The sequence below is a fragment of the Hymenobacter sp. UV11 genome, assembly GCF_004684095.1.
Lineage (GTDB): Bacteria > Bacteroidota > Bacteroidia > Cytophagales > Hymenobacteraceae > Hymenobacter.
In genome coordinates this window covers 287,359-308,011 of sequence record NZ_SRII01000005.1, presented here as the reverse complement: position 1 = coordinate 308,011, position 20,653 = coordinate 287,359, and the positions used below count along the sequence as shown (strand labels likewise).

Genomic DNA, 20,653 nt, shown 5'->3' with positions numbered 1-20,653 from the left:
ATGCGTTTCCCTCTCCTTTTCCCGCTGCTGGCGGCCGGCCTGGGGCTGCTCCTCAGCCCCGCTGCCCACGCCCAAACCAAAAAAGTTATGCACGCTATCGAGTATCAATCGCCCGACAAGCCCGTGGCCAAGGGCCAGGCGCCCGGCCTGCAATCCAAGCTGCTGAGCGACCAGAACGGCGTTAAAACCTACCTGCTCGTCTTTGCCAAGGGCGACGAGGTGCTGAGCGGCCTCAGCGACTTTGTGGCGGCGCAGCAGGTGCAGGCGGCCCACTTTTCGGCCATTGGCGCGTTTTCGAAGGCGACCACGGCGTGGTTCGACCCGCAGAAAAAGCAGTACCGCCTCAACCACGTGGCCGGCCCCATCGAGCTGGTGTCGCTGCTCGGCGACGTGGCCCTGTCCGATGGCAAGCCGGTGGTGCACGCCCACCTGGCCGTGGGCTATCCCGATGGCCGCGTGGAAGGCGGCCACCTCATCGAGGCCTACGTGTTTCCGACCGTCGAGCTGGTGCTAACGGTCTATACCACGCCGCTTTACAAGAAAGCTGACCCCGAAACCGACCTGCACCTCATCGACCCCGCCGCCACCCACTAGCGGGCGCCGGCGGGGGGTAGGGGCGTGGGGTCCGACGACTGGCTGAACTGCTGGGCCAGCTTGTCGGGCACGCCCACGCTTTGCAGCAGCCCGCACAGCAGCCCCTGCCGCCAGGCCGTGAAGGTCGAAAACTGCAGCTCGCGCTTGGAGGTCATCTGGCCCACTACGAAGCGCCCGCCGGGCCTCGGGTTCTGGTCGCGAATGACCAGGCTATTGACCAGCCCGCTCTTAATACGGTTGAGAAAGGTCTTCTTTACCTGCCCGTCTTTATAGCCCAGGTAATTGATTTTCAAATCAGTATACGTGGCCCGAAGGGGGCCGCTGACGCGCTGCCGGTCGAGGTGCTCATCAAACGTGATGCGCTGCACCTGGCCGCTTTTGAAGGTGATGAGGCGGGTAGGGGTGACGATGGAATTGAGTAGGCTGAGCGGGGCCGCTTCGAAGCTGCCCCACAGGTGCTGCCGCCCTTGTGGGTCGAGCAGCGAGGTAGTGAGGTGAAGCTGCGTCCGGCACTGGTTCTGTAAGTAGCCGGTGGCCTCGCCGGTGAGCGGGTGGGCCAGGCTCATGCGCTGCGGGTCGTTGCTGACGTTGTGCAGCGTGGCGTTCAGGCGGTTGATGACGAAGGTGCCCAGCAGTGGAGTGCGCGGGCTGCGGTACACCGCCGCGATGGTGCCGTTGCGCACGTCGAGCTGCCGCACGTCGAGGTGGGCCCGCAGGCGGCGCATGGCCTCGGGCGTGAGAATAGACGGCGTTTTATTGATGGGCCCGCGGCCGTCGCTGCGCGCTTCGAGGTAGGGCCGCTCGGCCACCACGCGCGCAATCTGGATGTGGCTATCGTCGGAAAGACGGTAAAAATCAAAGCCTTCCGCCCGCAGCTCCGGCATCAGCACGCGCAGCTGCGTGGTTTGGTAGCCGCTGCGGCGGTTGAGTTGGGCCGCCGACAGCGTGGGCCGCAGCGCCAGTCCGGTAAAGCGCAACGACTTTTTATCCGTATTCAGCAGCGCGTGCTCGATGCTGGTGGGGTACACCGGCGCCTGAAACGTGGCCGTGATGCGCCCGGTGTGCCCCATCCAGTTGCGGGCGTAGAGCACGCGTTTCGCCCCCGGATGTGCCGCCGCCGAATCGATGCGTAGGCCCCGTGCCACTCCATACATGTGCCGCACGGCCGGTTTCTCACTCACGCCCACCACGGCCAGGTAGCCGTCGCTGATGGCCAATTGCCGCACATCGGCCTGGTCAAACAGCGGCTGCAGCAGTTTCCAGACCGGCGGCGGCGCCTGCGCGGGCGGCTTAAATGTGAGGTGAGGAGTAACGAGCAGCGCCGAGTCGGCGCGCAGGCGGTGCAGGTGCTGCCAGGCCGCCGCCCGCAGCCCGCGCACCCACAGGCCGGGCATCGTAAACGACACCTGCACCGCGCCCGGCTTGCCCTGGCCGGCCGCGGGCGGCACAATGCGCAGCGAGTCGAGCCCAAAAAACTGCCGGTCGCTGGAAAAATCAACGAGCTGCGCCGTAATGGTATGCCCGCCCAGCTTGCCCATGGGCTGCCGCAGCACCGCCCGCCACCCCGCCGCGAAGGCCAGCCGCTGGGTATCGGTTGCGCCCGCGCTGGTGAAAAGCAGGTCGCGGGCGCTCACCGTGGCCTCGCGTAGCTGGCCCGTGGGCGCGCCGGCCGGGCCAAAGCTGCCGCCCGCGTGGCGCAGCGCCAGGTAGCCCAGCCGCAGCGGGCGTTGCTGGTAAAAAGGAGGGGTAGGGTGCGGCGCGGGCCGCCGGGCCAGGGCCGCCACGTCGAGGCGCAGCGAGTCGAGGGTGAGGCTGTCGATACCGGCGGTGCGGCCGCGCAGCAGCGCCAGCAGGCCCACGCCACTCAGGTCGAAGCGGGCCAGGCGGGCCGTGAGGCGAGGCAGCGTATCGGCCAGTTGCTCAGTGGAAGGGCGTAGCACAACGCCCCGCAGGTGCAGGCTGCGCGCCAGCAGCTCGGTGCGCAGGCCGGCCACGTGCAGCGCGTACTGGCCGTGGGTTTGGGTGGTTACCGTTTTTTCCAGCTTGCCACGCAGCCAGGGGTCAAGGCCCCATTTCAGCCAGCCCAGGGCGGCCAGCACGAGCAGCGCTAAGCTGAGCAGCACCCAGCGGCCCCAGTGGTGGGTAGCAGGCGAAGTAGGAGGGGTAGGAGAGTCAGACACGGTGCCAGGTTGAGCCATTCCTAACGGAAAAGCGGGGGGTAGGGGTTGCCCAACGCCCAACCCTGCCCCCCTGGCAGCCCGTACAGGAGCCAGCTTCAGCTGTTCTTAATCTACCTAATTTCTTTTTCCATGCGATTCTTCTCCCTCTCTCACTTCACCTGCCTCGGCTTGCTGGGTGGCACCCTGGCCCTCACGGCCTGCGACAAAGACAGTGATACCACACCCGCGCTGCCGGCCGCCATCACCTTCACTCAGGCGGGCCTCTACCCCGAAGGCACGCAGTACGACGACCAGCAGGCGCATTTCCTGGTCAGCTCCCAAACCGCCGGCCGCATCGGCCAGGTCATGGATGATGGCACCTACGCCAGCTTTGCCGACGACCCGCAGCTGATTTCGACCATCGGCCTCAACCTCGACGCGGCCCGCAGCCGCCTGCTCGTGGCCGTGTCCGACCCCGGCTACAACGCCGCCCGCACCACCGCCGCCACCAAAGGCAAGCTGGCCGCGCTGGCCATCTTCAACCGCAGCACCGGCGCCAAAACCGGCTACGTGGACCTCGGCGGCCTGCGCCCCGCCTACGCCGCCCACTTCGCCAACGATATCGCCGTTGATGACCAGGGCAATGCCTACGTTACCGATAGCTTCGCGCCCATCATCTATAAGGTTGATGTCCAAGGAGTAGCCACGGTTTTTCTGGAAAATGCGGCCCTGGCCGCGCCGGCCGGCAAGTTTGGCCTCAACGGCATCGTGTACCACCCCAATGGCTACCTGCTGGTAGCCAAGTCCGACGAAGGCGCCCTCATCAAGGTGCCGCTGGCCAACCCTAACAGCTTCAGTAAAGTGACCCTCACCGGCGTAGACCTCACCAACGACGACGGCCTACAGCTCCTTGATAATACAACCCTGCTGGCCTCCTGCAACTCGCAGGGCAAGGTGTACCGGGTCGTCACAACTAATGATTTCAGCAGCGTGAGCGCGTCGGGTAGCTTCGCTACCGGCGCGGTGTACCCCACTACCCTGGCCCGGCGCGGTGGCGTGGCCAGCTACGTGCTCGCCTCGCACCTCGACGCCCTGCAAGCCATGCAAACGCCGCCCGTGGCGCAGTTTGCCCTTAGCAAGGTTGCGTTTTAACGATTTTTGCGGGGGTAGGCGGCAGTTTTTAGCTTGTTTGGGGTGCGAGCTACGTACAAGCCAACGCGCCGCCTACCCCCAAACAATGGTTGAGCTACGTAGCTTTAGGGCTGGTAGCTCCGGCTGCGCCCGCGCCCCTCTTTTCGCCCCGTCCTTCGCGTCATGCTTGCCATCACTTCGCTGCTGCCTTCGCCGGCTTCCGACCACATCAATGCCCTCATCAAAAGCCTGGAAACGGAATTCGGCCTGACCGATGTGCAGGCCACGCCCGAGCCGCACCTCACCTACCAGATTGTGGAGCCCACCAATATGGAAACGCTGAAGGCGGCCCTGCGCGACATCGCGGCTACTACCCCCCCCTTCATCGCGCACACCACCGGGCTGGGCATGTTTCCGGGCGACAGCCCCGTCATCTACATCCCCGTGCTGCGCTCCGACGCCCTCAACGAGCTGCACCACCAGATATTCAACATCGCCGGCCCGCTGTGCTCGCGCACCGACAAGTTCAGCGCCCCCGACCTGTGGCTGCCCCACGTGTCGCTGGCCCTGCACGACACCACGCCCGAGCTGCTGGGCCCGGTGCTGCAATTCCTGAATAACCAGACTTTTAACCTGGAATTAGCCATTAATAACCTCGCTATCCTACGCCCCGAAGGCGACATGTTCGTGCGCGAAGACGTGTTCGAGTTCGGCGGGAAATAGGGGGGTAGGGAATCTGGCTGAAGGGCCAAAAGAACGTCATGCAGACCGAAGGGAAGCATCTCGCTGGCATCGTTGGATTACTACCCTACGATGCCAGCGAGATGCTTCCCTTCGGTCTGCATGACGTTCTTTTTGTTTCTAGAGTTCTCCCCGCCTACCTATTCAGAATCGTCTTGTTCCGGTTCAGCTTCAGGTCTTGCAGCAGGCTGCTCTTGGCGGCGATGGTGAAGTTGTAGCCCCGATACGGCCCCACGGGTATCCAGAGGCCCGAAATCTGCCAGCAGTGCAGGTCGCGGGTGAAGTTGACGGTGGGGTACACCAGCGTATTCTGGGTGAAGTTGTAGTTGAGACTGGTACTCAGGCGCAGGTTGGGCGTGAGCTTGACCGAGCCGCTGGCCGTGACGGAGCTGCCCGAAAGCAGCGGCAGCGAGCCGTATAGAATGGGCCGAATGGGCGCATTGGCCGTGTTGTAGCTGGCCGTGTACTGCAGGTTGGCCTCCCACGGAATGTCAAAGTCGAGGTAGTCGGCGTAAATCTGCTGCTGCAAGGGTGAGCCCAGCACCGGGTCGTTGCTGGGCGCCGTAGCCCGCGGAATGTTGGCCGCGCTCTTGGGCCGGGCGGCGGGGTTAAACTGGTAGCCCAGGCTCAGGTTGGCGTTGAGAATACGCGCCAGGCGAATGTTGCGCACGCTCTGCTGCTGCTCAAACAAATAGCGGTTGAGAATACGCCCGGTCGAGTCGCGCTGGTAAAACGAGAAGGTACTGCTCACCACCACATTCAGCTTTTTGGCAATCTGCACGCGGTAGCCCAGGTTCAGGTTCGAGAGCTTAAGCGAGTCGGCCGCGAAGTTGTAGCCCAGGTTCAAGTCGATGCCGTCGGCCAGGCTCACCTTGCGGTAGGGGTCGGTGCCGGTGGTGTCGCGGTTGTTGCGCACCTTCATCTCGATGCTGTTCTGAATACTCAACGACACCTGGCTCACGCGGGCCGAGGCCGAGTTATTATACGCTCCCTGGTAGCGCGTAAACTGGCGCGGGTCCAGAAACTGCGTCGAGTAGGCGCTCTGCAAGTTGGTGTAGTCGGCCTGGGTGGCAAAGGCATCGTACTGCGTGCGCGTGGCCAGGTCGGGCGAGTAAGCGTAGCTCAGGCTGGGCGTCACTTTGTGCCGAATGGCCTTCACGTAGTGGTCGCCCTTGAAATTGAGCTGCCCATAAAAGTTAGTAGTCGCCGACAGGTTGGCCGAGTACGAATACGCCCGGCTGAAGCCAAACGTGGTATCAACCCGCACCGCATTCACCGGGGCTCCCACAAACGAGTATTTCAGCTGCTGCGAATACCAGGTTTCGCCGTAATTCACCGAGGGCGTAATCTGGATGTGGCGGCTCAGTATCGCCGCCGAGGGCAGCGTTATCTGAAACTGGTGCTGCATCCCGTTCTGGGCATTGCGCAGCAGCTGATTGATATTCTGGAAATTGACCGGAATATTATAGGCCGTGCTACTGCCGCCCAGCAGCGGGATGTTGCCGGCGAGCGAGCGGGCCGGCACCAGGCTGCTGATGCGGTTTTGGGCCACCAGGTTGTAGCTCACCGCAAACTGCTCGTACCAGGCGCCCGTCGATTGCTTCTTAAATAGCTGGTACGGGTACTGCCGCGCCAGGCCCACGTTCACCGAAGGCAGCGTAAAATCCATCACGCCCGTTTGCACGTTCTGGCTCTGCGCCAGCTGAATGGAGTAGTTGATGGGCAGCCGCCGCGAGGTTTTGCTGTAGCTGACCGTCGAGTTGAACGTGGCCGACAGCAGCTGGCGGGCGTTCAGCGTATTTACCTTGTTATACGAGCTGCTGCCCGCCTGCACGCTGGCCGAGAACACGCCGCCGCCCGGCAGGGGGGTAGGCGAATGGCTCCAGCTTATCCAAAACGTATTGATGGAGTTGGAATACAAATAATCGCTATTCGCAATAGTCGTGGTGCTGAGAATGGGCGAGACCGGCTGCTGCGCATACGTAAACCGGAAGCTGCCCTGGTACTTGTAGCGCTTGCGGTAGGTCAGCTCCGACGATAGGCCCCAGCCGCCAAAGCGGTCGGCGTTGCCGGCGTAGATATCGCCCGTCACGCGCAGCCCGATGTAGTCGTTGGGCGCCCAGTAGTAGCCGCCATTCGTGAGCGAGTAGCCCCGTTGCGCTCCCTGCCCAAACGTGGGGATGATGAAGCCCGACCCGCGCCCCGCGTGGGGGGTAGGGAAGTAGCCAAACGGCAGCCCGATGGGCAGCGGCACGTCGGCAATGACCATGTGAAACGGCCCGGTAATCACCTTCTGGCCCGGTACCACCTTCATGCGACCCGCCTGAATGTAGAAGTGCGGGTGCTCCAAGTTGCAGGTAGTGTAGCGCCCATTCAGGCCGTAGAAGTCGTTGTCGGGCAGCTTCTTCACCACCTCGGCGTGAATGTAGCCCTCGCCCTGCTGGGTTACTACCTCCGCAATTTTGCCCTTCTTGGTTTTGAAGTTGTAGTTAATCTTACCCGCCGAGTACGTGCCCTCCGCGTCCTTAAACAGCGGCTGGTCGGCCATCCGGTTCTTCACCGAGTCGCGGCGGCCCACGGCCTGCACCGTGCTGTTGCCGTAGTTCACGGTAATGAGGGCGGCCTTGATGCTCATCTGGCCGTAGTCTATCGCCGCCTTGTTGTACAGCTTGGCAACCTTCTCCGTCACGTCAAACTGAATCGAGTCTTTGGCCACGTACTTCACGGTGGTTTCGACCTGACTGCGGCGGCGCAGCACCACCAGGTTCAGCGAGTCGCGCACGCGGCGGCTGGTGTCGGCCAGCAGGCCGGTACTGTCGGGCGTAAGGCTGGGCGCTGGCTTGCGCGACACGCCCGGCATGGAGGGCTGGCCGGGGTTGGCCACGCCGGGCGGCGGCGGGCTCTGGGGCGCGTTGCGGTCGTAGTTGAGGTTACGCAGCGGCTGAGTCGGCACCGAGCCGGGCCGCCGGGTATTGCTCGGGTCGATGCCCGGCGAGCTGGTGGGGGTAGTGGTTTGGGCCAGGGCCGGCGCCAGGCCGGCCAGCAGCCACAGCAGCAGCCCGGCCACTAAGCCCGAGCGGCCGCGGCAAAAAAGACCCGAAAACAGCGTGTTGAAGAAAAGCAAGTTACCTAAAGCCACCGAGTGAATTACTTTTGAGGCTTACTACAAAGATAAGAGGCCGCCTACCCTCCCAAGGGTTGCCAGGGGCCTGGTTTTTTCCCCAACGACCAACGTGCGAATTATTGCACCCTTCCTGCTTGCGCTGGGCTGCCAGCTGCTCGCCGCCAGCTCACCCGCTGAGCGGCCAGCGCCTGCCCAACGGCAGCTCCCCCAAACGGTGCAGCAGGATAGCGCGCTCAACCAGGAAGGCACTCCCGATAGCCTGCCTGGCTACGACCGCAATCGCTACCGCCTGCGCACCGTGGTGCTCGATGCCGGCCACGGCGGTAAAGATATTGGCTGCAACGGCGCCGACGCCCACGAGGCCGACGTGGCCCTGGCTATTATCAAGGACCTGGGCCACCAGATTGAGACGAGTATGCCGGGCGTGCGGGTTATCTACACCCGCAAAACCAACGTGTTTATCGAGCTCGATGAGCGCGCCGCCATCGCCAACCGCAACCACGCCGACCTCTTCATCTCGGTGCACTGCAACGCCGGCCCCCGCGGCTCGCGCGGCACCGAAGTCTGGACCATGGGCCTGCACAAAACCAACGCCAACCTGGGCGTGGCCCAGCGCGAAAACTCGGTTATTCTGCAAGAAAAAAACTACAAGCAGCGCTACGACGGCTTCGACCCGCGCTCGCCGCAGTCGCACATCCTGTTTTCGCTTTTTCAAAGCGCCTACATCACCAACTCGCTGCGCCTGGCCCAGCGCATCGACCGGCAGTTTCGCACCAGCGTGGGTCGCAACTCGCGCGGCGTGAAGCAAGCCGGCTTCCTGGTATTGTGGAAATCTACTATGCCCTCCGTGCTGGTCGAGGCGGGCTTTCTGACCGACCCTTCCGAAGAGAACTACCTGAATAACAGCACTGGTCAGCACGCTATTGCCAATGGCATCTACCACGCCTTTCGCGAGTATAAGCGCGACCTGGAGGGCACGCCGGCCGGGTAAGCTACGGCTGGGCTTACTTATTGCCCCAACATACGGGCGCAGTTTGCCGTTAAGGGCAATATTCCGCGCGCCCGCTGCAACCATCCGGGCCGCCCATCCATCCGTAAGTGGCTTACATCAGCTTAAATCTACCTTCCTGTGTCTAAAGAAATAAAAGTCGGCCTATTGGCCGTAGTGGCACTTATCGCCCTGGCTATAGGGTTTAACTTTCTGCGGGGCAGTAACTTGCTATCCAGCGACCGCACCTACTACGCTATTTACCCCAAGGTCGATGGGCTCAATGTGGGCGCCCCCGTTATCCTCAATGGTATTAAAGTGGGCCAGGTAAAAAACCTGGAGCTACAACCCGATAAGAATAATTCTATTAAAGCATCGCTGGAGCTGGAAAAAGGTATTCAGCTCGGCGATTCTACCAAGGCGGGCCTGAGCGGCTCGCTGCTCGGCTCTAAAACCATTACCCTGATTCTGGGCCCCAACTCTAAGGAGTTTAACGGCGGCGAAACACTGAAAACAACCACCGCCGTGAGTATTACGGACATCGTGCAGCAGCGTGCCCAAAGCGTGCTCGACACCGTGAACGCCACGCTCTCGAACATCAACGGCTTCCTGAATAAAGATGCCCAGACCAACATCCAGGGTACGCTGGTGGGTGCCCGCGAAAGCACCGTGGCCTTGCAGCACCTCATCGTTGCTAACCAGGCCAATATCAATCAGATTACCCGCAACTTTGCTCAAATGAGCGCGGCCCTGAATAAGACTACCGGCAAGCTCGACCGCATCGTTAGCAATTTCGGGCAGCTTTCCGATTCGCTTAAGACGGCGCCCGTGGGCCCGGCCTTGCGCAACCTGAACACGACCCTGTTAGAAGCCCAAACTTCCCTGAAAGGCGTGAGCACTGCCCTGAACGACAAAACGGGCTCGCTCGGCAAGCTTATCAACGATACGTTGCTCTATAACAACCTCAATGCCACCGCCGCCAGCTCCAACGCGCTGATTTCGGATATGAAGGCCAACCCCAAGCGCTACGTGCACTTTTCCGTATTTGGCGGCGGCAAAGACAAAACCAAGAAGGAAACCACCAAGAATCCCGATGGCTCGGTAACTACCGAAACCAAAAAGGTGACTACTACCCCCGCCATCACCAACTAGGCGGTCAGTTGGCCCACCTAGTATCTTTGAAACCCGCCCCGTCAGGGGCGGGTTTTTTGTTCTCCCTACCCCTCCCCACCCAGCCTACTGGTTATGAATATCGAGTTTAATCGCAACGAAGACCACCTCAAGCAGCTCACCTACCAACTAGGCCAGAAGCTGGCCCGCGTATCGCTCGGCGGCGGTGAAAAACGCATTGCCGCCCACAAGGCTAAGGGCAAGCTCACCGCTCGCGAGCGCATTGATTACCTGCTCGATAAGGGCGCGGCGCAGGTCGAAATCGGCGCCTTCGCTGGCGAGGGCATGTACCAGGACGAAGGCGGCTGCCCCGGCGGCGGCGTGGTCGTAATAATAGGCTACGTGCAGGGCCGGCAGTGCGTGGTAGTGGCCAACGACGCCACTGTGAAGGCGGGCGCCTGGTTTCCCATCACCGCCAAGAAGAACCTGCGGGCCCAGGAAATCAGCCTGGAAAATAAGCTGCCGATTATCTACCTCGTCGATTCGGCGGGCGTGTACCTGCCCATGCAGGACGAGATTTTTCCCGATAAAGAGCACTTCGGCCGCATCTTCCGCAACAACGCAGTGATGAGCAGCCTGGGCATTGTGCAGATTTCGGCCATCATGGGCCCGTGCGTGGCCGGCGGCGCCTACCTGCCCATCATGAGCGACGAGGCCATGATAGTGAGTGGTACGGGCTCGGTATTCCTGGCCGGCTCGTACTTGGTGAAGTCGGCTATCGGCGAAACCATTGATAACGAGGCGCTCGGCGGTGCGGCCATGCACTCGGAAGTGTCGGGCGTCACGGACTACAAGTTCGATACCGACGAGGAAGCGCTCGACCACATCCGCAACATCTTCGACAAGCTGGGGGCGCAGCCCACCGCCGGCTTCAGCCGCAAGGCGCCTACTCCCCCCGCGCTGCCCGAAGCCGAGCTCTACGGCCAGCTGCCCGCCGACCGCGCCAAGCCCTACGACATGATGGAAATCATCAACCGCTTGGTCGATAACTCGGAGTTTGAGCCCTACAAAGACCTCTACGGTCAGACGCTTATCTGCGGGCTGGCCCGCATCGACGGTTGGGCCGTCGGCATTGTGGCCAACCAGCGCAAAATCGTAAAAAGCAAGAAAACCGGCATGCAGATGGGCGGTGTCATCTACTCCGACTCGGCCGACAAGGCCGCCCGCTTTATCATGAATTGCAACCAGAAGCGCATTCCGCTGGTGTTTCTGCACGATGTGTCGGGTTTCATGGTGGGCTCGGCCAGCGAGCAGGGCGGCATCATCAAGGACGGCGCCAAGATGGTCAACGCCATGGCCAACTCGGTGGTACCCAAGTTCACGGTCATCATCGGCAACAGCTACGGCGCGGGCAACTACGCCATGTGCGGCAAGGCCTACGACCCGCGCCTCATCGTGGCCTGGCCCAGCGCCCAGCTCGCCGTGATGAGCGGCGCCGCCGCCGCCAACACGCTGTTGCAAATCCAGGTCGCCTCGCTCAAAGCGAAGGGCAAGGAAATCACGCCCGAAGCCGAAAAGGAGCTGCTGGATACCATTAAAGCCCGCTACGAGGAGCAATTATCGCCCTACTACGCGGCGGCCCGGCTGTGGGTCGATGCGGTGATTGACCCGTTGGAAACCCGCAAGGTTATTTCGGAGGGCATAGCGGCGGCGAACAATGCGCCGATTGAAAAGGCGTATAACGTGGGGGTTATTCAGGTGTGAGATGCCGTGCTGCTGGCCGCCGTTGCGCGCTGCGCGCTAAACGGCGGCCAGCAGCACGGCAGGCTAGCTTTAAATAGATAGCGGCAGCATAGCTTTGTTGCTATGGCCTACCCCATCCGCGACCAGCAGGGCTTGTATTTTCTCACCTTCACTGTGGTGGAGTGGCTCGATGTGTTTACTCGGCCCCTGTACAAGGACATCGTGCTCGACAGCCTGCGCTATTGCCAGCAGCACAAAGGGCTGGAGCTTTTCGCCTACTGTTTGATGACCAATCATTTGCACTTGATAGCGCGGGCCGCAGATGGCCATGAGCTGTCTGATATCGTGCGCGACTTCAAGAAATTTACCGCCCGGCGGGTATTTGATGCTATCTGTACCAATCCGCAGGAAAGCCGTCGGCAATGGATGGAGTGGACCTTACGCAAGCAAGGCGAGTTCAACCCCAAAAACACGTTTATACAGCTCTGGCAGCAGCGCAGCCACGGTATTGAGCTGAAGACGGCAGCCGTGACGCAGCAAAAGCTAACCTATATCCACCAGAACCCGGTGCGGGCAGGTATTTGCTACCGGCAGGAAGACTACGTGTATTCAAGCGCGTCATTTTATGCTGGGCTGGAAGCAGTGTTGTCGGTGAGCCTGTTATTTTAATTCGTTTTGCGAATCTGGCAATCTGCCGCGTAAGCAATTTTATGCCCGTAGTAAATATTTTTGCGGGCGACCAAGCATCAACGACGATGCGGTCGCTGATATAATTCGATGGCTAAAAAGAAGCCCGCTGCTCCCAAGCCCCAACTCGTGCACATTGCCGCGGCTGGTACCGACAACTCGGCGCTGTCCAAGGCGCAAAAGGAGTTTAACCGCCTCACCAAGCGCATTGCCAAGCGTGAGCAGGAGGTGCATGAGTTTCGGGAGGCGGCGACCCGGCTGCGGCAGCGGGTGCAAACCGAATACCGGCCGCTGCAAGACAAGCACAATAACGTGCGCGCCGACCTAGTGCGGGTACTCGACCACGCCCACGACACCTACAAGCTGACCAAGGGCGAGCGGGCCAAAATCGTGTCGCTGCTGCTCGATGGCTGCTACGACCTGCCCCAAAAAGGCCACCCCGAGATTCAGGCCATCCTTGACAAGTACGAGGAGCCCGAAACGGCCGAGGAAGCCGCCGCCGCCGATGCCGAAACGGCCGAGATGATGAAGCAGCTGTTTAGCCAGCAGTTCGGTATCGAGTTCGATGCCGACGCCGACGTGAGTACGCCCGAAAAGATGCAGGCCTACCTGCACCAGAAAATGGCTGCCGAGCAGGCTGCCTACGAACAGGAAGCCGCTCAGCAGGCCGAGCGCCGGACCCAACGCAAAAAAACGCCCAAACAGCAGGCGGCCGAGGAGAAAAAGCAAGCCGAAGAACAGAACATCACCCAGGCCGTGCGCACGCTCTACCGCGACCTGGTAAAAGCGCTGCACCCCGACTTGGAGCCCGACGAAACCGAGAAAATCCGCAAAACGGAGTTGATGAAGCAGGTCACGACTGCCTACGAGGCCGGCGAGCTGCTAACCTTGCTGCGCCTGCAGTTGGAGCTCCAGCGCATCGACCAAAGCCACCTCGAAAACCTAGCCGAAGACCAGTTGCGCTACTACAACAAGTTGCTCAAGGAGCAGGCCCGCGAGCTGGACGAGGCCATGTTTCGAGAGCAGGAAATCCTGTCGGGCTTTACTGGTAAGTCGTATTACTACATGCCTACCCCTGCCGCGCTGGACTACGATTACCGGCTGCAAAAGCAGCAGCTGGAACATAAAATCAAGCAATTAGCCGCCGAAGTGCTGGCCTTCGAGCACGACCCGGCCGCAGTGAAGGCCTTTTTGAAGACGTATAGCGTGCCAAAGGCGGGGCCAGGACCCATGTTTATCCAACTGTAGGGTAAGCTTTAACTTGTCGCAGGGGGGGTAGGGAAGGTTGCGCATTAGCCTAATGCGCAACCCCAACCGTTCAACGACGAGGCGCAAAATAGTGCGTTTCTACCCCCCATTCTGCTGCGCAAACCACGTTACTTGCGCGTTTCCAGAAATGCGATAACGGCCGCCAATTCCTTTTCCGAAATCACGCCGCCGTAGGCGGGCATGTTGCCGCCGCCATTCACGATGCGGATGCGCAGCTCGCCGGGCGTGAGGCGGCGGCCTACTTCCGTAAGCTCGGGGCCGCGGTGGCCGCCGTGGCCATTCACGAGGTGGCAGTAGAGGCAGCCTTTATTGGCGAAGAGGCCAGCGCCCTTTAGTACCAGCGGGTCGGCGGAGTGGACGAGGGTAGGGGGCAGGGCTTTGGCGTCGAACTTGGGCGACCACGGCGCCTGCAGGCCCAGCCGCAGCAGCGCCACCATAAACACCACCACGCACACCGAGCCAAACACCGCCCAGGGTCGCCGCAGGGGGCTGCGCTCGCCGCTACTGGCCATAAAGGGCAGCGCCAGCAGCACCAGCACCGTGAGCACCGGCCCCACAAAAATGACCACCGACTCAATTTTGGCCGGCATCAGGGCAAACAGCGCGAACACGGGCAGCAGGTACCAGTCGGGCGCGGGATTGGTGTAGATGGTGGCCGGGGAGGGCGGCTGCGTGAGCTCGGGCGGACCATAGATGAGGGCCAGGCCGATGATGGCAATGATGGTGGCCGACCCGAACAGAATGTCGCGCCAGGCCGCGTAGGGCCAGAACGGCACGCCCACTTTCTTCAGCATGGCCTGGTACTGCTGGCGGTAAGTTTTGGGGTCCACGAGGCGGCCGGGCACCGGCGGCTCCGACACGCCGTTGCGCAGCACCAGGTACAGGTGAAAGCCCACCAGCCCAAACAGCAGCGCCGGAAATAGCAGCGTGTGGTACGAGTAAAACCGGCTCAGCGACTGCCCCCCGATGGTGTCGCCACCCAGTAGCAGCCGCGCCGCGTAGGTGCCGATAACCGGGACGCGCCCCACCTGCTCGGCCGCCACCACCGCCGACCACACGCCGTTGGAATCCCAGCGCAGCAGTTGGCCCGTGAAACCCATCGCCAGGGTCAGAAACAGCAGGAAAACCCCGCTAATCCAGCTCATCTCGCGCGGAAACTTGTACGAGGCCGTGATATACACCCGCAGCATGTGGATGCCCACCATCAGCACCATGCCCGACGCCCCAAAGTAGTGAATGGCCCGCAGCGAGCGCCCAAAAACCGCCTGGTGGCTAATGAATTGCAGCGACTTATACGCCTCCGACGAGGTGGGCTGGTAGAGCAGCGTGAGGGCTACCCCCGTCACCACCTGCAGAATGAGGCAAAACAGCGTGGCGCTGCCAAACACGTAGCTCCACTTGGCCCCCGGCGGCACGGGGTGGCGCGCCAGCGGCAGTAGCGTATCCGAAATACCCAGGCGGTCGTCGAGCCAGGCCCAAATACTGCGTAAAATCTTCATCGGACGGCGGGGCTCAGGAGGTAATATTGGTAATTGGAATTGGGGCCGTCAGCAGCTCCACGTCGTGGGGGCCGTTGACCCGAATCTTGTATTGCGTAAGGCCCTGCGGCGGCGGTCCGGCGGCCACCGAGCCGTCTTTATAGTAGATGCCGCCGTGGCAGGGGCACATAAACAGGCCGGCGCCCTGCTCCCAGCGCACTGGGCAGCCCAGATGCGAGCAGTTGACCGAAAACGCCGTGAACGTCGTCTCCGAGTCGCGCCGCAGCCACGCCGCCGACTCGCTCGACACGCCCGACCACGCCACCGGGTCGGCATTCTCAAACTTGACCAGGTGCGTGGAGCCCACCGGAAAATCGGTGAGCGTGCCCACCTTGCGCCAGGCTTGCGGGTTCTTTTGCAGCAGCGGCGCCAGCACGGCGCTCACCACTGGCACGCCCACGGCCAGGGCCGCCACCCCGCCCAGCCCCAGGCTCAGCTTGATGAGAAAGTCGCGCCGCGGCTCGTCGGGCACGTGGGCTTCGGCCGCGTCGGGGGGGGTAGGGGCCGCGTCGGGGGCGGCCGCGTTCGCCTCGTTACTCATGGCGCAAAATGTTAATCCAGCCCGCGAGGGCCACGGTGAAAATAAGGCCGCCCGCCGCCAGGATAATCCAGGTCGTGAGCAGCCCCCAGAACATAAACGCCAGCCCCACGGCCAGAAAAAACGGCCAGTACGTGGGCTTGGGCAGCTTTTCGGGGCGGGCCTTGGGCCAGTGCAGCGGCGGCGGCGGTGCCTCGGGTTGGGGAACGGACATGGGGGTAGGAGATTAATAAATTAACCAGGCGGGTCACCTCACGGGCTCCGTGAGGTGACCCGTTTGCGCCGAAGCAGAGACAACATCCGGCGCGCCGAAGTAGCGCGCCAGCAAAAACAGGCAGCCGCTGAGGTAGATGAAGCAGCCCGGCACCCACATCAGCAGGCCCGCCACCTGCTGGTCGTCGGCTAGGCTGAGGTGCCAGGGGTTGGCGGCGTAGTCGGGGGCCAGGCTGGGGGTGCCGCACCAGGCGGCGCGGGCGTAGTGCTGGTAGGTATCGGCCGGGGCAAAGGTGATGAGCAGGCCCAGCAGCGAGCAGCCCACGCAGGCCGTCACGAGGTAGATAACGCCCGTGAGCGGGTGCAAATGGTAGCCCGGCACCGGCCCAAACAGCGGCCAGCTAAACAGCGCGCCCGCCGCCAGCATGGCCCCCGCGTGCAGCGCCGGCAGCGGGCTGAAGCCCGCGTGCGCGCTGGCCAGCGCGGCATCGAACACGGCCGGCACGTGCAGCAGCCACATAATGCCCACACCCGCCGCCCAGGCCAGCCAAGTGCGCCCGCGCAGCCAGCCCGAGAAGCCGCCCAGCAGCCGGGCGGGCGTCGGGGCCAAGTGGGGGGGTAGGCCCAGCACCAGCAGCGGCCCGCTCAGCAGCAGCACCACGATGTGCCCCACCATGTGGGCGCTGAATAATTCGTGCGTCCCCAGATAGTGCAGCGGCGACAGCTCGGCCAGCGCAAACAAAGCCAGGCCCGCGAAGTAGGCGCCGCCCCGCGCCTGCCAGCGCCCGCCCGCTAGCCAAAAATAGGGCCCCGCCAGCCCCGCCAGCAGCAGCAGCAGGGCCGGGTCGGCATTCCACGGAAGACGAAGGAGCGCGCTCATGAGCCAAAGTGCGTAAAGTGAGGCAGCACGTACACCACCGAAAAAACCACCGCCCACACCACGTCCACGAAGTGCCAGTAGATGCCCACCGCGCTCAGCACCGAGGAGTTGGGCCGGTCGCGGTCAAAATCGCCGGCGAAGGCCATCGCCGCCAGAATGCCCAGCACAATCAGCCCCACCAGCACGTGCAGCCCGTGAAAGCCGGTGAGCGTAAAAAAACTGGTGCCAAACGTGTTGCTGGCCAGGTCGATGTGCCGCGCAAACAGCCCCCGAAACTCGCGCGCCTGCCCCACCAAAAACGCGCCGCCCAGCCCGATGGTAGCCAGCAGCCAGCCCTTGACCCCGCCCGCCGCCCCGCGCCGGTAGCTGGCCTCGGCCCGCGCGTAGGTGAAGCTGCTGGCAAACAGCAGGAGCGTAAACAGGCCGGTGGTGCGCAGGTCGAGTGCCGCCAGCTGCTGCGCCCGGAAGCCCGGCGCCAGCGAAAAGTACACGAAAGCCAGCAGTAGCGACCCGAAAAAGAAGGTTTCGGTCACTACCACCAGCTTAATCAACAGCTTGTTCTCGCGCATGATAGCCTTGTTTTTTACCCGGTTTAAGCCAGTCCGCGTCGTTGGGGCGCTTGAGGTCGCGGAAGGGGCGGGCGCTGCGCACAGGCACCACGCGGTCGAAATTTTGGAGGGTAGGGGGCGAGGTGGGCGTGCTCCACTCCAGGGTGTAGGCGTCCCAAGGGTCGGCCGGGGCGGCGTGGCCGCTGCGGATACCCTTGATAATAATATACAAAAGCAGCAGCGTAGCCGCGCCCATCAGAAAGCCGCCGATGCTCGAAATCATGTTCAGCGTGCCCCAGCCGGGCAGGTCGGGGTAGGTGTACACGCGCCGCGGCATGCCCAGCGTGCCCAGCACGTGCTGCACCAGAAAGGTGGCGTTGAAACCGATGACGAACAACCAAAAAAACCAGTTGCTCAGCCGCTCGTTCAGCAGCCGGCCGCTCATCTTCGGAAACCAGTAGAATAAGCCCGCCAGCAGCCCGAACAGCGTGCCGCCAATGAACACGTAGTGGATGTGCGCCACCACGAAGTAGGTGTCGGTCAGCTGCAAATCAATCGGCACGATGGCGAACGCGATGCCGCTGAGCCCGCCAATGGTGAACTCGACCAAAAAGGCCACCGCAAACTTCATGGCCGTGCTGAAACGCAGCGAGCCGCCGTGCATGGTGGCCAGCCAGTTGAAGATTTTGATGCCCGTCGGGATGCCGATGAGCATGCTGCTGGCCGAGAAAAACCCGTTCACCACGTTGCCCAGGCCCACGGCCAGCATGTGGTGAATCCAGACGCCAAACGCCAGAATACCAATGGTAATACCCGAGCCCACGATGAAGGCGTAGCCAAACACCGGCTTGCGCGAAAACACCGCGAACACCTCCGACAAAATACCGAACGAGGGCAGAATAAGAATGTACACCTCAGGGTGCCCAAACAACCAGAACAAGTGCTGCCACAGTACCGCCGAGCCGCCCGCCTGCGTATCAAAAAAGTGCGCGTGCAGCTGCCTATCCAGCAGCAGCATGGCCAGCGCCGCGTTCAGGGCCGGGAAGGAGGCGATGATGAGAAAGGCATTAATCAATATCATCCACACAAACACCGGCATCTGCTTGAGGCCCATGCCCGGCACCCGGTAGCGCAGAATGGTGACCACGAAGTTGCACGCCGCCGACACCGTGCCGATACCCGCCAGCAGCAGCCCCGCGCAGTAATAGTCGATACCCGGCTGAAAGGAGTAGTTGTACTGATTCAGCGGCGCGTAGTTGAACCAGCCCGCATCGGGCGCGCCGCCCGCCAAAAAGCTGAAATACAGCAGCAAGCCGCCAAAAAACGTCAGCCACAAGCTCAGCGCGTTCAGCTGCGGAAAGGCCATGTCGTTGGCCCCAATCATGAGCGGCACGAGGTAAGTCGCGAAGCCGAAAATGGCCGGCATGGCCACGAAGAATATCATCGTGGTGCCGTGCATGGTAAAGAGTTGGTTGTAGACCTCGGGCCCCAAAAAGGTGTTATTGGGCACCGCCAGCTGCACCCGAATGAGCAGGATTTCGACCCCGCCCACGAACATGAACAGCATCGACATCCACAGATACATCAGGCCAATCTGCTTGTGGTCGACCGACGAAATCCATTGCAGCAAGCCCTGGCTGCTGTTGATGTCGAGGTCGGGGAGGGCCTCCTGGGGTTCGGGAACGAGTACGGGGTGCGCCGCCATAGTCTACTTGAGCTGCGTGAGGTAGGCCGTGAGGGCCCGAATGCTGTCCTGCCCGAAGATGAAGCGCGGCATGTGCGCGCCCGGCTTCACAGCCTGCGGGTCGGTGAGCCAGCGGTTGACGTTGGCGGGCGTGTTTTCGAGCAGGCCGGCCAGCATGGTGCGCCGGCTGCCAAAGTGCGTGAGGTCGGGCCCCTGCTGGCCCATGGCCGCCGTGCCCCGTATCTGGTGGCAGCTGCTGCAGGCGTAGTGCGCAAACAGCGCGCCGCCGGCCAGGGCCTGGGCCTCGGTGGGGGGGGTAGCGGGCCGGGCGGCGGCGGCCAGCCAGCGGGTGTAGTCGGCCGGCGTCTGGGCCACCACCCGAATCCGCATCCAGGCGTGCTGCTGCCCACAGAACTCGCTGCACGCGCCTTCGTAAATACCAGGTTTTTTAATAGTTATCCACACGTGGTTGCGGCGGCCGGGTATCACGTCCATCTTTTCGCCAAAGGCCGGCAGCCACCAGTCGTGAATCACGTCGGCCGAAGTGCCCACGATGAGCAGGCGCTGGCCCACCGGCAGGTGAATCTCGTTGGCCGTCTTCACCTGGGTGCCGGGGTAGGCGGCCTCCCACCACCACTGGTGGCCCGTGACCACCACGGCCGGCGTAGTTTCACCGGCGGGCGGCAAAATGGCGCTGCTGGTGCGAATAGTCAGGAAGAAAAAGATGACGACCAGCACCGCCGGGCCACCAATCATCAGCATCTCCAGCGATAGGTTGGTCGATTCCTGGGGCGGCTCCACGCCGTCGCCCTTATCCCGATACTTGAGGGACGTGTACACCACCAGGCCGGCCACCAGCAGCAGCACGGCCAGCGCCGCCAGCATGAAGTAGAGGTCAAGCGCGTGCAGGCGCTCGGCCTCCAGGGTAGCCGACGAAAAAATGGAGCGCATGGGCAAAAAAGGGAAAAACGGACGGGCTGGCCTAGGGGCCGATAGCCGCAGCAGCCTGAACGTTTGCTACCCCGTTACTACGGCAAGATAAGCCGTAAGTATTCACTATCAATTGATTAAGTTTTGATGAAGACGGGTAGTATCCTGGCATTCAGGCAACCCGCGGCGGCCAGGTGGGGTATGAAAAAAAGCGAGGCCCGAGATTGGGCCGCCAGATTTTTCTTTTCCTACCCCCCTCTCTATGTTCAACGCTGTTGATTATCCCGACCAAAACCTGCTGAGCCTCACCATCGCCGGGCACCTCACCAAAGAAGACTACGCCGGCGTCGAGCCAACGCTCGCCGCAAAAGTGAAGCGCTACGGCAAGGTCAACGTGTACCTCGAAATCGGCAAGATGGACGACGCAACGCTGCCTGCCCTCTGGGAAGAAATTAAGCAGGACGTCAAGCACTTCACTGATTTCAACCGGGCCGCCATCGTCAGCAATGGCAATGCGCTGCTCAAAGCCGCTGCCGGCGTCACCAATACCCTCACACCCGCCGAAGTCAAGCACTTCACCGAAGACCAGAAAGCCGAAGCCCTGCGCTGGGCCCTTGGCGCCGACCCCACGCAGGAAGAAACCAAGCAGATTTATAATTCTTGATTTGTAAGCACAAACAGAGCCGTCTGTCATGCTGAGCTTGTCGAAGCATCTTGGCCGCTTCATTCAACGATGCGGCCAAGATGCTTCGACAAGCTCAGCATGACAGACGGCT

General features: G+C 62.1%; 18 protein-coding genes. 9 read left to right on the top strand and 9 right to left on the bottom strand.

All coding sequences use genetic code 11. The features are described 5' to 3' along the window. Positions 1-594 (top strand): PPC domain-containing DNA-binding protein, encoded by a 594-nt coding sequence (locus tag E4631_RS11035; RefSeq protein ID WP_205704229.1) that lies wholly within the window; start codon positions 1-3, stop codon positions 592-594. Here the strand turns inward: E4631_RS11035 and E4631_RS11030 are convergent. After that, the gene (locus E4631_RS11030) at positions 591-2,774 is read right to left on the bottom strand and encodes a hypothetical protein (protein ID WP_133655356.1); all 2,184 of its coding nucleotides are present in this window, start codon (positions 2,772-2,774) and stop codon (positions 591-593) included. The two genes, E4631_RS11035 and E4631_RS11030, sit on opposite strands and share 4 nt — an antisense overlap. Positions 2,775-2,903: 129 nt before the next feature. Here E4631_RS11030 and E4631_RS11025 point away from each other — a divergent pair, with 129 nt between their 5' ends. Beyond that, positions 2,904-3,905 (top strand): hypothetical protein, encoded by a 1,002-nt coding sequence (locus tag E4631_RS11025; protein WP_133655357.1) that lies wholly within the window; start codon positions 2,904-2,906, stop codon positions 3,903-3,905. Between the two features lie 162 nt (positions 3,906-4,067). After that, positions 4,068-4,607, top strand: a complete 540-nt coding sequence (locus tag E4631_RS11020) for a 2'-5' RNA ligase family protein (protein ID WP_133655358.1) — start codon at positions 4,068-4,070, stop codon at positions 4,605-4,607. 154 nt (positions 4,608-4,761) lie between these two features. Here the strand turns inward: E4631_RS11020 and E4631_RS11015 are convergent, their stop codons facing one another. Beyond that, a complete protein-coding gene (locus E4631_RS11015; protein WP_135318604.1) occupies positions 4,762-7,764 on the bottom strand; it encodes a putative LPS assembly protein LptD in 3,003 nt (1,000 codons plus the stop codon). 94 nt (positions 7,765-7,858) lie between these two features. Here E4631_RS11015 and E4631_RS11010 point away from each other — a divergent pair, with 94 nt between their 5' ends. From E4631_RS11010 to E4631_RS10990, 5 genes are all read left to right on the top strand, one after another. Beyond that, a complete protein-coding gene (locus tag E4631_RS11010) occupies positions 7,859-8,740 on the top strand; it encodes an N-acetylmuramoyl-L-alanine amidase (RefSeq protein WP_240734825.1) in 882 nt (293 codons plus the stop codon). A gap of 138 nt (positions 8,741-8,878) precedes the next feature. Further along, positions 8,879-9,889, top strand: coding sequence for an MlaD family protein (locus E4631_RS11005; protein WP_166647907.1), 1,011 nt, complete (start codon positions 8,879-8,881; stop codon positions 9,887-9,889). A 93-nt stretch (positions 9,890-9,982) separates the two neighbouring features. Further along, entirely contained in the window at positions 9,983-11,611 is a 1,629-nt protein-coding gene (locus E4631_RS11000) for an acyl-CoA carboxylase subunit beta (RefSeq protein WP_133655361.1), read from the top strand. A 102-nt stretch (positions 11,612-11,713) separates the two neighbouring features. Next, entirely contained in the window at positions 11,714-12,259 is a 546-nt protein-coding gene (locus E4631_RS10995; protein ID WP_133655362.1) for a transposase, read from the top strand. A gap of 108 nt (positions 12,260-12,367) precedes the next feature. Beyond that, positions 12,368-13,525, top strand: a complete 1,158-nt coding sequence (locus E4631_RS10990) for a J domain-containing protein (RefSeq protein ID WP_133655363.1) — start codon at positions 12,368-12,370, stop codon at positions 13,523-13,525. A gap of 128 nt (positions 13,526-13,653) precedes the next feature. Here E4631_RS10990 and E4631_RS10985 read toward each other — a convergent pair whose 3' ends face one another. Genes E4631_RS10985 through coxB form a run of 7 tightly spaced genes read right to left on the bottom strand, consistent with a single transcriptional unit; the run spans position 13,654 to position 19,898 of the window. Further along, positions 13,654-15,045 (bottom strand): cytochrome b N-terminal domain-containing protein, encoded by a 1,392-nt coding sequence (locus E4631_RS10985; RefSeq protein ID WP_133655364.1) that lies wholly within the window; start codon positions 15,043-15,045, stop codon positions 13,654-13,656. 13 nt (positions 15,046-15,058) lie between these two features. Next, positions 15,059-15,625 (bottom strand): ubiquinol-cytochrome c reductase iron-sulfur subunit, encoded by a 567-nt coding sequence (locus E4631_RS10980; protein ID WP_133655365.1) that lies wholly within the window; start codon positions 15,623-15,625, stop codon positions 15,059-15,061. Then, positions 15,618-15,836, bottom strand: a complete 219-nt coding sequence (locus E4631_RS10975) for a hypothetical protein (RefSeq protein ID WP_133655366.1) — start codon at positions 15,834-15,836, stop codon at positions 15,618-15,620. Before E4631_RS10975 ends, E4631_RS10980 begins: the two co-directional genes overlap by 8 nt. Before the next feature lie 33 nt (positions 15,837-15,869). Beyond that, positions 15,870-16,715: a cytochrome c oxidase assembly protein gene (locus tag E4631_RS10970; protein ID WP_133655367.1), complete on the bottom strand. Its 846-nt coding sequence runs from the start codon at positions 16,713-16,715 to the stop codon at positions 15,870-15,872. Next, entirely contained in the window at positions 16,712-17,284 is a 573-nt protein-coding gene (locus E4631_RS10965) for a cytochrome c oxidase subunit 3 (protein WP_133655368.1), read from the bottom strand. Before E4631_RS10965 ends, E4631_RS10970 begins: the two co-directional genes overlap by 4 nt. Beyond that, a complete protein-coding gene (ctaD, locus tag E4631_RS10960; protein WP_133655369.1) occupies positions 17,259-18,968 on the bottom strand; it encodes a cytochrome c oxidase subunit I in 1,710 nt (569 codons plus the stop codon). Before ctaD ends, E4631_RS10965 begins: the two co-directional genes overlap by 26 nt. A gap of 3 nt (positions 18,969-18,971) precedes the next feature. Further along, entirely contained in the window at positions 18,972-19,898 is a 927-nt protein-coding gene (gene coxB, locus E4631_RS10955; RefSeq protein ID WP_133655370.1) for a cytochrome c oxidase subunit II, read from the bottom strand. A gap of 241 nt (positions 19,899-20,139) precedes the next feature. On the opposite strand from coxB, the gene E4631_RS10950 reads away from it, so the two are divergent. Further along, a complete protein-coding gene (locus tag E4631_RS10950; protein WP_133655371.1) occupies positions 20,140-20,541 on the top strand; it encodes an STAS/SEC14 domain-containing protein in 402 nt (133 codons plus the stop codon). Positions 20,542-20,653: the final 112 nt, after the last annotated feature.

Coding starts and splice junctions, on each gene's coding strand:
- E4631_RS11035 (WP_205704229.1), top strand. CDS start 1: ATGCGTTTCCCTCTCCTTTTCCCGCTGCTGGCGGCCGGCCTGGGGCTG.
- E4631_RS11025 (WP_133655357.1), top strand. CDS start 2,904: ATGCGATTCTTCTCCCTCTCTCACTTCACCTGCCTCGGCTTGCTGGGT.
- E4631_RS11020 (WP_133655358.1), top strand. CDS start 4,068: ATGCTTGCCATCACTTCGCTGCTGCCTTCGCCGGCTTCCGACCACATC.
- E4631_RS11000 (WP_133655361.1), top strand. CDS start 9,983: ATGAATATCGAGTTTAATCGCAACGAAGACCACCTCAAGCAGCTCACC.
- E4631_RS10995 (WP_133655362.1), top strand. CDS start 11,714: ATGGCCTACCCCATCCGCGACCAGCAGGGCTTGTATTTTCTCACCTTC.
- E4631_RS10990 (WP_133655363.1), top strand. CDS start 12,368: ATGGCTAAAAAGAAGCCCGCTGCTCCCAAGCCCCAACTCGTGCACATT.
- E4631_RS10985 (WP_133655364.1), bottom strand. CDS start 15,045: ATGAAGATTTTACGCAGTATTTGGGCCTGGCTCGACGACCGCCTGGGT.
- E4631_RS10980 (WP_133655365.1), bottom strand. CDS start 15,625: ATGAGTAACGAGGCGAACGCGGCCGCCCCCGACGCGGCCCCTACCCCC.
- E4631_RS10975 (WP_133655366.1), bottom strand. CDS start 15,836: ATGTCCGTTCCCCAACCCGAGGCACCGCCGCCGCCGCTGCACTGGCCC.
- E4631_RS10970 (WP_133655367.1), bottom strand. CDS start 16,715: ATGAGCGCGCTCCTTCGTCTTCCGTGGAATGCCGACCCGGCCCTGCTG.
- E4631_RS10965 (WP_133655368.1), bottom strand. CDS start 17,284: ATGCGCGAGAACAAGCTGTTGATTAAGCTGGTGGTAGTGACCGAAACC.
- ctaD (WP_133655369.1), bottom strand. CDS start 18,968: ATGGCGGCGCACCCCGTACTCGTTCCCGAACCCCAGGAGGCCCTCCCC.
- coxB (WP_133655370.1), bottom strand. CDS start 19,898: ATGCGCTCCATTTTTTCGTCGGCTACCCTGGAGGCCGAGCGCCTGCAC.
- E4631_RS10950 (WP_133655371.1), top strand. CDS start 20,140: ATGTTCAACGCTGTTGATTATCCCGACCAAAACCTGCTGAGCCTCACC.